The sequence below is a fragment of the Variovorax sp. J22G73 genome (assembly GCF_030317035.1).
Classification (GTDB): domain Bacteria; phylum Pseudomonadota; class Gammaproteobacteria; order Burkholderiales; family Burkholderiaceae_C; genus Variovorax.
Window position 1 is genome coordinate 130,248 of the sequence record NZ_JASZYK010000008.1, and the last position, 12,086, is coordinate 142,333.

At 69.8% G+C, this 12,086-nt stretch carries 10 protein-coding genes; 9 read left to right on the plus strand and 1 reads right to left on the minus strand.

Annotated elements, in window-relative coordinates:
• The first annotated feature begins 116 nt into the window (after positions 1–116).
• The 8 genes from deoC to QTI51_RS26005 all read left to right on the plus strand — a co-directional run bounded on the left by deoC (position 117) and on the right by QTI51_RS26005 (position 9,963).
• Positions 117–1,241, plus strand: a complete 1,125-nt coding sequence (gene deoC / locus QTI51_RS25970; protein ID WP_286516597.1) for a deoxyribose-phosphate aldolase — start codon at positions 117–119, stop codon at positions 1,239–1,241.
• 4 nt (positions 1,242–1,245) lie between these two features.
• Entirely contained in the window at positions 1,246–3,675 is a 2,430-nt protein-coding gene (locus QTI51_RS25975) for an aldehyde dehydrogenase family protein (protein WP_286516598.1), read from the plus strand.
• A gap of 136 nt (positions 3,676–3,811) precedes the next feature.
• The gene (locus QTI51_RS25980) at positions 3,812–4,264 is read left to right on the plus strand and encodes an RbsD/FucU family protein (RefSeq protein ID WP_286516599.1); all 453 of its coding nucleotides are present in this window, start codon (positions 3,812–3,814) and stop codon (positions 4,262–4,264) included.
• 4 nt (positions 4,265–4,268) lie between these two features.
• The gene (locus QTI51_RS25985; RefSeq protein WP_286516600.1) at positions 4,269–5,225 is read left to right on the plus strand and encodes a ribokinase; all 957 of its coding nucleotides are present in this window, start codon (positions 4,269–4,271) and stop codon (positions 5,223–5,225) included.
• An 11-nt stretch (positions 5,226–5,236) separates the two neighbouring features.
• The gene (locus QTI51_RS25990) at positions 5,237–6,292 is read left to right on the plus strand and encodes an ABC transporter permease (RefSeq protein ID WP_286516601.1); all 1,056 of its coding nucleotides are present in this window, start codon (positions 5,237–5,239) and stop codon (positions 6,290–6,292) included.
• Positions 6,293–6,304: 12 nt separating this feature from the next.
• Positions 6,305–7,306: a substrate-binding domain-containing protein gene (locus QTI51_RS25995; protein WP_503011543.1), complete on the plus strand. Its 1,002-nt coding sequence runs from the start codon at positions 6,305–6,307 to the stop codon at positions 7,304–7,306.
• 21 nt (positions 7,307–7,327) lie between these two features.
• On the plus strand, positions 7,328–8,908 hold the full coding sequence (locus QTI51_RS26000) for a sugar ABC transporter ATP-binding protein (protein ID WP_286516603.1): 1,581 nt from the start codon (positions 7,328–7,330) through the stop codon (positions 8,906–8,908).
• Entirely contained in the window at positions 8,905–9,963 is a 1,059-nt protein-coding gene (locus QTI51_RS26005) for an ABC transporter permease (protein ID WP_116912008.1), read from the plus strand. The genes QTI51_RS26000 and QTI51_RS26005 overlap by 4 nt, the downstream gene beginning before the upstream one ends.
• A gap of 26 nt (positions 9,964–9,989) precedes the next feature.
• Here the strand turns inward: QTI51_RS26005 and QTI51_RS26010 are convergent, their stop codons facing one another.
• Entirely contained in the window at positions 9,990–11,018 is a 1,029-nt protein-coding gene (locus QTI51_RS26010) for an SDR family oxidoreductase (protein ID WP_286516606.1), read from the minus strand.
• 62 nt (positions 11,019–11,080) lie between these two features.
• Between QTI51_RS26010 and QTI51_RS26015 the strand changes: the two genes are divergently transcribed.
• Positions 11,081–12,082 (plus strand): AraC family transcriptional regulator, encoded by a 1,002-nt coding sequence (locus tag QTI51_RS26015; RefSeq protein WP_286516607.1) that lies wholly within the window; start codon positions 11,081–11,083, stop codon positions 12,080–12,082.
• The last annotated feature ends 4 nt before the right edge of the window (positions 12,083–12,086 follow it).

The window sequence follows — 12,086 nt, forward strand, 5'->3', positions numbered from 1 at the left end:
CACCGCCGCAGTGCCTTGCAAGGCACTGCGGCCACGGAGACAAGAGACATGCCCCTTGCCAGCCTGACACACGTGCCGCACCCGCGGCGCCTGCGCACCACCGCGCTCCCCACGCCATGACATCCACCTCACTCGTTCGCGCCAGCGGCACGGTGCGCTCGCGCCCGGCCGCGCCGGCCACGGCACTGGCCGCGGCAGCCGCCGCCGCAAAGGCCCCCACCGCCGAAGCAGCAGCGCCCACGGCGCAGCCAGACGCCACCGCGCAGCGCAACCCGGCCGCGCAGCCCCACACCGCCGCGCGCAACACCGCGCAGCCCTTCGACAGCGGCTGGTTCGACAACATCCGCATCAACCTCTCGGCCGCAGAGCGCCGCGTGGCCACGCTGCCCGGGCGCCGCTCCGTCAAGAAAGACGCGCAGGCCGGCTGGCTGCTGAAGGCCATCACCTGCATCGACCTGACGACGCTCAACGGCGACGACACGGCCGAACGCGTGCGCCGGCTCTGCGCCAAGGCGGTGGCGCCGGTGCGCCCCGACCTGCTGGCCGCATTGGGCTTCGCGGACCGCACGCTGCACACGGGCGCGGTGTGCGTGTACCACCGCTTCGTGGCCACCGCGGTCGACGCGCTCGCAGGCACGGGCATTCCGGTGGCGGCGGTGTCCACCGGGTTTCCGGCGGGGCTGATTCCGCACGAGCTCAAGCTCAAGGAAATAGAGGCTTCGGTGCGCGACGGCGCGTCCGAGATCGACATCGTCATCACCCGCGAGCACGTGCTCACCGGCCAGTGGCAAAAGCTCTACGACGAGATGCGCGACTTTCGCCAGGCGGCGGGCAACGCGCACGTGAAAGCCATTCTGGCGACCGGCGAGCTGAAGACGCTGCGCAACGTCGCCAAGGCGTCGATGGTCTGCATGATGGCCGGGGCCGACTTCATCAAGACCTCCACCGGCAAGGAAGGCGTGAACGCCACGCCGCTGGTCACGCTGGTGATGCTGCGAATGATCCGCCAGTACGAGGCGCGCACCGGCCTGCGCGTGGGCTACAAGCCGGCCGGCGGCGTGTCCACCGCCAAGACCGCGCTCGACTACCAGGTGCTCATGAAAGAAGAACTGGGCCGCGCGTGGCTGGAGCCCGACCTGTTCCGCATCGGCGCGTCCACGCTGCTGGCCGACATCGAGCGCCAGCTGGAGCACCACGTCACTGGCCGCTACTCGGCCTTCAACCGCCACCCGATCGGATGACCCGATGAGCAGCCAGAACAACAACAGCGTCGCACGCTACTTCGACACCATGGACTACGGCCCCGCGCCCGAAAGCGACACCGACGCACGCCAGTGGCTCGCGGGCCATGCGCAGGGCTTCGGCCACTTCATCGACGGACAGTTCACGCAGGCCGACACCGGCGCGCGCTTCGAAACGGCCGAGCCCGCCGCCGGCCAGCGCCTGGCAAGCGTCGCGCAAGGCACCGCGCAAGACATCGACGCGGCCGTGGCCGCCGCGCGCGCCGCGCAGGCCGGATGGCTGGCGCTCGGCGGCCATGGCCGCGCGCGCCATCTGTACGCACTGGCGCGCATGGTGCAGCGCCATGCGCGGCTGTTCGCGGTGGTCGAGGCGCTGGACAACGGCAAGCCCATTCGCGAGACCCGCGACCTCGACGTGCCGCTGGTGGCGCGCCACTTCTATCACCACGCCGGCTGGGCGCAGCTGCAGGAGCGCGAGTTCGCCGACCAGGTGCCGCTGGGCGTCATCGGCCAGATCGTGCCGTGGAACTTTCCGCTGCTGATGCTGGCGTGGAAGATCGCGCCCGCGCTGGCGCTCGGCAACACCGTGGTGCTGAAGCCCGCCGAGCTCACGCCGCTGAGCGCGCTGCTGTTCGCCGAACTGGCCGCGCAGGCCGGCCTGCCGCCGGGCGTGCTGAACGTGGTGACCGGCGACGGCGCCACCGGCGCGGCGCTGGTGGCGCACGAAGGCGTCGACAAGATCGCCTTCACCGGCTCGACCGAGGTGGGCCGCCTCATTCGCGAGGCGACGGCGGGCTCGGGCAAGTCGCTGACGCTGGAGCTGGGCGGCAAGTCGCCCTTCATCGTGTTCGACGACGCGGACATCGACGCCGCCGTCGAAGGCGTGGTCGACGCCATCTGGTTCAACCAGGGCCAGGTGTGCTGCGCCGGCTCGCGGCTGCTGCTGCAAGAAGGCATTGCGGGCGACTTCATCGAGCGCCTGAAGCGCCGCATGCAGAGCCTGCGCGTGGGCCCGCCGCTGGACAAGGCCATCGACATGGGCAGCCTGATCGATGCGACGCAGCTGGAGCGCGTGCGCGCGCTGGTCGCCACGGGCGTGCGAGAAGGCGCGAGCTGCTACCAGGCACCGGGCGCGTTGCCCCCGGGCGGCAGCTTTTTTCCGCCCACGCTGTTGACCAACGTGCACCCCGCATCGACCGTGGCCACCGAGGAAATCTTCGGCCCGGTGCTGGTGACGATGACTTTCCGCACGCCCGACGAAGCCGTGGCGCTGGCCAACAACACGCGCTACGGCCTGGCCGCCAGCGTGTGGAGCGAAACCATCGGCCTGGCGCTGGGCATCGCGCCGCAGTTGCAGGCGGGCGTGGTGTGGGTGAATGCCACCAACCTGTTCGACGCGGGCGTGGGCTTCGGTGGCTACCGCGAATCGGGCTATGGCCGCGAAGGCGGACGCGAGGGCTGCTACGAATACCTGAAGCCGCGCGCATGGGCCGCGCGCAAGCCGCGCACTGCGATCGAGGTGGCACACGCCGCGAATGAAGCAAAAGAAACGAACAAGGCGCAGCCCAAGCCGTCGTCCGCCTTGCCGGGCATCGACCGCACGGCCAAGCTGTTCATCGGCGGCAAGCAGGTGCGGCCCGACGGCGAACTCTCGCACCCGGTGCTGGCCGCCAACGGCCAACGCGCCGGCGAGGTGGGCACGGGCAACCGCAAGGACATCCGCAACGCGGTAGCCGCTGCGCGCGGGGCCGCGGGCTGGTCGAGCGCCACGCCGCACCGCCGCGCGCAGGCGCTGTACTACCTCGCGGAAAACCTCTGGTCGCGTGCCGACGAATTTGCAGCACGCATCGCCAGCCTCACCGGCGTGGCCGCCTCCGCGGCGCAGGCCGAGGTCGAGGCCTCGGTGAGCCGCCTGTTCGCCTACGGCGCATGGGCCGACAAGTACGAAGGCACGGTGCACGTGCCGCCGTTGCGCGGCGTGGCGCTGGCCACGGTCGAGCCCATGGGCGTGGTCGGCCTGGTGTGCCCCGACGAGGCGCCGCTGCTGTCCTTCGTGAGCCTGCTGGCGCCGCTGCTGGCCATGGGCAACCGCACCGTGGTCGTGCCGAGCGAGAAGCACCCGCTGGTCGCCACCGACTTCTACCAGGTGCTCGAAACCTCCGACCTGCCGGCCGGCGTGGTCAACCTCGTGACCGGCCCCGCCGCCAGCCTGGCGCACACGCTGGCCGAGCACGACGACGTCGATGCGCTGTGGGTGTTCGGTGCGAAGGAACTCTCGCGCAACGCCGAGCGGCTGTCGGTGGGCAACCTGAAGCGCACGCTGGTCGACCACGGGCTGGCCACCGACTGGCACGACGCGGCGGCGGCCGAAGGCCCGGTCTTTCTGCGCCACGCCACGCAGGTGAAGAACATCTGGATTCCCTATGGCGAATGACCTGCGCGCGCCCTTGGCGACGAACACGAAAACCAAGGGAAAGCACCTAATAGCAAACGTTTGCGCAAACGTTTGCTCTCTCTAAGATCGCCGCCACGCGCCACCACAAGAACAACTTCAATCCGAAGGAGACCGCATGCTCAAGTCCATCCATCCGCTGCTCAACGCCGATGTCCTATATGCCCTGCGCGCCATGGGCCATGGCGACGAACTGGTGCTGTGCGACGCCAACTTTCCGGCCGATTCGGTCGCACGCCAGACCACGCTGGGCCGGCTGCTGCGCATCGACGGCGTGGGCACCACCGAGGCGGCGCGCGCCATCCTGTCGGTGCTGCCGCTGGACAACGCGGTGGACGATCCGGCGCGGCGCATGGAGGTCATGGGCGCGCCCGACGAGATCCCGCCGGTGCAGCAGGAGATGCAGCGCGAAATCGATGCGGCCGAAGGGCGAGCGCGCCCGCTGGGCGCCATCGAGCGCTTTGCCTTCTACGAGGCCGCGCGCCGCGCCTACTGCGTGATCGCCACCGGCGAGCGGCGCTTCTACGGTTGCTTCGTGTTCAAGAAGGGCGTGCTCGCCCCCGAGGCCTGACGCCATGGCCGCGGTTTCTTCACACCAGCACGGCGCGCAGCACGGCGTGGCCGTGCTCGGCATCTTCGTCGCCGACCTCGCCTTCCGCGCGGCCAACCTGCCCGGCGTGGGCCAGACCATCGCCGGCTCGGGCTTTGCCATGGGCCCCGGCGGCAAGGGCTCCAACCAGGCGGTGGCGGCAGCGCGCGCGGGTGCGGGCGTCACCTTCATCTCCAAGCTCGGGCAGGACGCCTTCGGCGCCAACGCGCTGGCGTTGTGGGCGCACGAAGGCATCACGCCGCGCGCACCGCAGGTGAGCACGCAGCCCACCGGCGCGGCCTTCATCTACGTGCACGATGTCACGGGCGCCAACGCGATCATCGTGGTGCCCGGCGCCGCCGCGCTCATCGACGCGAACGACGTGGACGAGGCCGCCGACGCCATCCGCGGCGCGCGCGTGTTCGTCACCCAGCTGGAACAACCCGCGCTCGCAGCGCAGCGCGGCCTCGAGCTGGCGCGCGCGGCAGGCACGGTGACGGTGTTCAACCCCGCGCCCGCCCTGCCCTTCGACGACGCGCTGTACCCGCTGTGCGACTACATCACGCCCAACGAGCACGAGGCCGCGGCGCTCAGCGGCATCGCCGTGGACAGCATCGACGACGCACGGCGCGCCGGCGACTTCTTCCTGGCCAAGGGCGTGGGCTGCGCGCTCATCACGCTGGGCGACAAGGGCGCGCTGCTGCACAGCGCGAGCGGCTCGGTGCACATCCCCGTGTTCAATGCCGGCGCGGTGAAGGAAACGGCCGGCGCGGGCGATGCCTTCAACGGCGGCTTCGCCGCGGCGCTGGCCGAAGGCGCGTCGCCGCTGGAAGCCGCGCGCTTCGGCTCGGCGGTGGCGGCCATCTCGGTCACGCGCGCGGGCACCGCGCCCTCGATGCCCACGCGCGCGGAAGTCGATGCGCTCATGAACCGCGCGAGCTGAAAGACACCGCCATGACCTCCAGGTTTTCAGACCGCGAACTCAACTTCCTGGTCGCCATCAACGTGGTGATCCTCGTGGCGGCGACGGTGCTGTCGAAGGGCGACTTTCTCGACGTCTACAACTTCCAGTCCATGGGCGGGCAGCTGCCCGAGCTCGGCCTGCTGGCCATGGGCGTGGCGCTGTCGATGATCTCGGGCAACGGCGGCATCGACCTGTCGGGCGTGGCGCTGGCCAACCTGGCGGGCGTGGTGGCGGCCACGCTGGCGCCGATGCTCGCCTCGCCCGATGCCTCGCCCTGGCTCTACACCGGCTGGTTCGCCGTGGTTGCGCTGGGGGTCGGGCTGGTGGGTGGACTGCTGAACGGCCTGCTCATCGCGCGCGCGGGGCTCACGCCCATCCTGTGCACGCTGGGCACGCAGTTGCTCTACACCGGCCTGGCCGTGGTGCTCACCGGCGGCTCCAGCCTGCGCGTGGGCGCCGCGGAGCCGCTGTCGGCCATCGGCAACGAGATGGTGCTGGGCGTGCCCATTCCGTTCCTGATCTTCGTGGCGATGCTGCTGGGCATCGGCTGGCTGCTGAAGCAGAGCCCCTTCGGCATCCGCCTGTTCCTGCTGGGCACCAACGCCAAGGCGGCGCGCTACGCGGGCATTTCGCAAAGCCGCATGCTGATTGCCACCTACGCGCTGTGCGGTGTGCTGGCGGCCGTGGCGGGCGTGATCATCGCGAGCCGCACGGCCAGCGTGAAGTCGGACTACGGCAACTCCTACCTGCTGATCGCCATCCTCATCACCGTGATGGCCGGCGTGCGGCCCCAGGGCGGCTACGGGCGCATGGTGTGCCTGTTCTTCTCGGCCGTGGCGCTGCAGCTGCTGTCGAGCACCTTCAACCTGCTGGGCATTTCCAACTTCTTCCGCGACTGCGCCTGGGGCCTGCTGCTGCTGTTCTTCCTGGCATCGGCGCGCTTCGGCCTGGGCGACCTGCGCGCCTTTCTTACCGCTTCGCGCACCAGCGCAACGCCGCACCAGCCCCCTCCTGGCGCGGCGCAACAAAGAACCACCGAGGGCTAGGAGACAAACATGCTGAAGAAAACAAAAATCGCCTGCACCGTACTGGCCCTGGGCACCGTGGCCTTCGCCTCGGCGCTGCACGCGCAAGGCAAGCCGCAGGACATCGTCACCGTGGTGAAGATCACCGGCATCAGCTGGTTCAACCGCATGGAAGTGGGCGTGAAAGAGTTCGGCGCCACCACCCCCGGCGTGGCCACGCGCCAGATCGGCCCCGCCCAGTCGGACGCCGCGCAGCAGCAGCGCCTGGTCGAAGACCTGGTGGCCAAGAAGGTCGACGCCATCGCCGTGGTGTCGATGGACCCGCCCACGCTGGAGCCCGTGCTCAAGCGCGCCATGGAGCGCGGCATCAAGGTGGTAACGCACGAGGCCGACAACCAGAAGAACGCCATGGTCGACATCGAGGCCTTCGACAACACCGCCTACGGCGCGCGCATCAACGAGCGCCTGGCCGCGTGCATGGGCCAGCAGGGCAAGTGGACCTCGCTGGTGGGCTCGCTGGGCAGCCAGTCGCAGGTGCAGTGGGCCGACGGCGGCGCCAACAACGCCAAGAAGTACCCCAAGATGCAGCTGGTCGACGCCAAGAACGAGTCGCTCAACGACGCCGAGAAGGCCTACGGCAAGGCCAAGGAAATGCTGCGCAAGCACCCCGACCTGAAGGGCTTCCAGGGCTCGTCGTCGCTCGACGTGCTGGGCATCGGCCGCGCGGTGGAAGAAGCCGGCCTGCAGGGCAAGATCTGCGTCTACGGCACCGGCCTGCCGAGCGAGGCGGCCAAGTTCCTGGAGTCGGGCGCGGTCGGCGGCATCGCCTTCTGGGACCCGAAGGACGCAGGCATCGTCATGAACCGCGCGGCCAAGATGCTGCTCGACGGCAAGACCATCACCGAAGGCACCGACATGGGCGTGCAGGGCTACAACAAGGTGTCGGTCAAGAAGGGCCCGGGCGTGGGCATCGTCGTTACCGGCCAAGCGTGGGTCGAGGTCGACAAGCAGAACTACAAGAAGTACGCCTTCTGAATTTTCGGGAAGCCCGAGCGCATGACCTCTACCGCACCCGCACCAGCACCAGCACCCGCACCCGCAGGTGCCCGCCGCGTGTTCCTCGAAGTGCAGGACGTGCACAAGCGCTTCGCGGGCGTGCACGCGCTGCGCGGCATCGACCTGACCATCGAGGCCGGCGAGATCTACCACCTGCTCGGCGAGAACGGCTGCGGCAAGAGCACGCTCATCAAGATCATCTCGGGCGCGCAACCCCCGAGCCAGGGGCGCATCGTGATCGACGGGCGCCCGCATGAATCGCTGTCACCGCTGGAGGCGCTCACGCTCGGCATCGAGACGGTCTACCAGGACCTGTCCTTGCTGCCGAACATGAGCGTGGCCGAGAACGTCGCGCTCAGCGAGCAGCTGGTTGCCACCGGCGGCAAGCTGGCGCGGCGTTTCGACCGCAAGGCGGTGGCCGCCACGGCCGTGCGCGCATTGCAGACGGTGAAGCTCCCTGCCGACGCGGCCTTTCTGGCGCAGCGCGTGGACGAGCTGCCCATCGCCACGCGGCAGCTGGTGGCCATTGCGCGCGCCGTGGCCACGCGCGCGCGCATGGTCATCATGGACGAGCCCACCACCTCGCTCACGCAGAAAGAGGTCGACAACCTCGTGCACGTGGTGGAGGCGCTGCGCGCGCAGGGCGTGGCCGTGCTGTTCGTGAGCCACAAGCTCGACGAGTGCATTGCCATGGGCGGCCAGGCCATCGTGTTCCGCGACGGCACCAAGGTGGCCCAGGGCCCGATACGCGACTTCACCAAGGCGCAGCTCGCGCACTGGATGACCGGCAAGCAGCTCGACGGCGCACGCTACCGCCACCAGACGCACGGCGGCGATGCGCTGTTGCAGGTCGAGGCGCTGGGGCGTGGCGCGCTGTTCAGCGACGTGAGCTTCACGCTGCACAAGGGCGAGATCCTGGGCATTACCGGGCTGCTCGACTCGGGCCGCAACGAGCTCGCGCTGGCGCTGGCCGGCGTGCAGGGCGCGGACCGTGGGCGCGTTGAACTCGACGGTCAGCACATCGTGCTGAAGACCCCGTCGGACGGCATTCGCCAGGGCATCGGCTACGTGCCCGAAGACCGGCTGAGCGAAGGCCTGTTCCTCGACAAGCCGATTCGCGACAACATCGTGACGGCCGTGCTCAACCGGCTGCGCGGGCGCTTCGGCGCGCTCGACGGCAAGCAGTGCCAGGCGCTGGCCGAACGCACCGTGCGCGAGCTGCAGATCGCCACGCCCGACGTGGACCGCCCGGTGCAGTCGCTGTCGGGCGGCAACCAGCAGCGCGTGCTCATCGGGCGCTGGCTGGCCATCGACCCGCGCGTGCTGATACTGCACGGCCCCACCGTGGGCGTGGACGTGGGCTCCAAGGACACCATCTACCGCATCGTGCAGCGGCTGGCCGAACAAGGGCTGGGCGTGATCCTGGTGAGCGACGACCTGCAGGAGCTGCTGCAGAACTGCGACCGCATCGTGCTGATGCGCAAGGGCCGCATCGCCAACGACTTCGACGCGCAGGGCCTGGCCGAGAGCGAGCTCTACCACGCGCTGGTTTCCGACACCCCCTCTCCTGCATTTTCATGACGGCCTCCACCATGCAAGCGCATTCCACGCCAGCGCCTTCTTCCGTGGCGCCGCCCCCCGTCACTGCCAGCGCGCCGTCTTCGTGGCGCGGCTGGCTCGCGCAGCGGCCCTCGGTGTTCACGCTGGCGCTCATCGTGCTGGTGTGCCTGGGGGTGGGCGCCATCAACCCCAGCTTCTTCCAACTGCCGGTGCTGTTCGACATCGTGCGTGCGTGCACGGTGCTGGGCCTGTTCGCGCTGGGCGTGCTCATCGTGCTGGCCGCGGGCGGCATCGACGTGTCGTTCGCGGCCATTGCCGCGCTCACCATGTACAGCATCACCAAGCTCGTGCTGAACTACTTTCCGGACACGCACATCGCCGTGCTGCTGGTGGCGGGCGCGGCCAGCGGCGCGGTGCTGGGCGTGTTCAACGGGCTGCTGGTGCACTGGCTGAAGGCGCCCTCGCTCATCGTGACCATCGGCACGCAGTACCTGTACCGCGGCATCCTGCTGACCTTCGTGGGCACCGTGTTCTTCATGAACGTGCCCGCGCCCATGGACGCCTTCGGCAAGCTCGCGCTGTGGCGCTTCGACACGCCGCAGGGCCTGCACGTGGTGCTGCCCGCCACCGTGCTGGTGCTGGCCGGCGCGGCCGTGCTCACGTGGTGGCTGCTGAACCGCACCCTCATCGGGCGGGCCGTGTACGCCATCGGCGGCAGCCTGGCCATCGCGGAGCGGCTGGGCTACAACCTGCGCACGGTGCACGTCTTCGTGTTCGCATACGCGGGCTTCCTGTCGGGGCTGGCGGGCATCGTGCATGTCTCGAGCACGCGGCTGGCCAACCCCTTCGACCTGGTGGGCAACGAACTCGACGTGATCGCCGCGGTGATCCTCGGCGGCGCGCGCATCACCGGCGGCAGCGGCACCGTGGGCGGCACGCTGCTGGGCGTGGTGCTGGTCACGCTGATCAACAACGTGCTCATCCTGGCGGGCGTGCCGAGCACCTGGCAGAAGGTGATCATCGGCGCGTTCATCCTGGTGGCGGGCGCGTGCTTCGCGATGCGCAAGCAGGGCTGAAGCCACGCGCCGACGTTTCCGCAGGCTCAGCCCTCCAGCAGCTTCAGCCTGACCAGGCTCTCGGCCGTCGCGACGATGGCCTCCTCGGCCGGGCGCGGGTCCCAGCCGAGCAGGCGCCGGGCCTTCGCGCTCGTGGCGTTCATGTTCACGCCGAGCATCGGCACGATGTCCTTCATGCGCCGGTCTTTCTTCGCGCCCAGGCGAACCAGCCAGTTCGGCAGGCTGCGCGTCGCGACCTTGCTGGCGGCGGCTCCCATGCGCGCGTGAAGCACCTCGGCAACCTCGGTGAACCACATGCTCTGCCCCGCGATCGCCAGGAAGCGCTCGCCGGCGGCGGCCGGATCGCGCATCGCGCGCAGGTGCAGGTCCGCCACGTCGCGCACGTCGACAAAGCCCGAGTTGATGCGCGGCAGCCCCGGCTGGCCGTCCATCATGGTCTTGATGATGCGGATGGAGTGCGAGTAGTCCGCGCCCAGCGCGGGGCCCAGCACCGCCGTCGGGTTCACCGCGGCCAGCTCGAGCCCCCCGCCTTCCTTCGCGATGAAGTCCCACGCGGCGCGCTCCGACAGCGTCTTCGACTTCTGGTACGGCGCGACATCGCCCGTCAGGTCGCTCCAGTCGTTCTCGTCGAAGGGCCTGTTCATCGGCTTGTGGCCGACGCCCACGGCACCGAAGTCGGACGTGAGCACCACCCGCCTGGCCCCCGCATCGCGGGCCGCCCGCAGCACGCGCAGGTTGCCTTCGACCGCGGGGTTGATCCAGTCGTCGTCCGACGCGTAGGTGCCCGAGGGCGTCGGCGAGGCGCCGTGGATCACATAGGCGCAGCCGCTCGCGGCCTCGGCCCAGCCCGCGTCCGCGCCCAGGTCCGCGACCGCGAACGACAACAAGGCGCCGGGCTGCGCGCCGCCTGTCTTCAGGTTCTCGCGAACCTCCGCTTCCCTTGCCAGCGAGCGCACCGTCGTGCGAACCCTGAAGCCCTCGCGCAACAGCGCCAGGATGCAATGCTGCGCAATGAACCCGGTGCCTCCGGTGACCAGCACCAACTCTTGACTCATGTGTGTTCCTCGTAAACATGTATCGACCCGGGGAACGATAGAGGCGGGTCGCCGTACTGTGAATGCTTGAAAGTCCGCTTTGCCTGCGCGATAGTCCGGGCATGAGCGCAGACCCTTTCTCCGACATCCTCCGGCTGACCCGGGCGCAAAGCCTGGTCACGGGCGGTTTCACCGCCGGCGGCGAGTGGGCCATCCGCTTTCCGGCGCCCGAGAAGATCAAGTTCTTCGCCGTCGTGCGCGGCCACTGCTGGGTTCGGCTCGAAGGGCAAGCGGAGGCGGTGCGCTTCGAAACCGGCGACGTGGGCCTGCTGTCGGCGCCCCGGTGGTCGGTGCTGGCCAGCGGGCCCGACGTGGCGCCCGTCGATGCGATGGCGCTCTTCTCGGGCGCCGGCCGCGCGTCCACGCAGCTGGGCGACGGCAGCGAATTCGCGCACATCGGCGGCCACGTGCTGCTCGACCCCGTCAGCGGACCGCTGCTGCTGAACGCGCTGCCGCCGTGGATCCACATCCAGGCCTCGGCGCCGCAGGCCTCGGTGTTTCGCTGGCTGCTCGACCAGCTGGTGCAGGAAAGGGCCGCGGCGGAACCGGGCGCGCAGGTGGCGTCGGCGCAGCTGGCGCAACTGCTGTTCGTGCAGATCCTGCGCGCCCACCTGAAGAACGCGGGGCTGCTGGCCGCGGGATGGTTGCAGGCGCTGAGCGACCCGCGCATCGCCCCTGCGCTTCGCCTGATGCACGACGACCCGGCGCGCACCTGGCACCTCGAAGATTTGGCCAAGGCGTGCGCCATGTCGCGCACCACCTTCGCGTTCCACTTCAAGGCCGTTGCCGGCGTGGCCCCGCTGACGTACCTGACCGAGTGGCGCATGCGCCTGGCCGAGCGTGCGCTGGCCGAAGAGGCCACGCACGTGGCCGTCGTGGCGCAGACGCTGGGGTACGCGTCGGAGAGCGCGTTCAGCAACGCGTTCAAGCGCGTGACGGGGCGTTCGCCGACGGCGTACCGCCATGCGTTGCGGGCGCCCGGTGCACGCACGGTGCCGCCAGCCCGGACGGACACCGCGGCTTGATCGC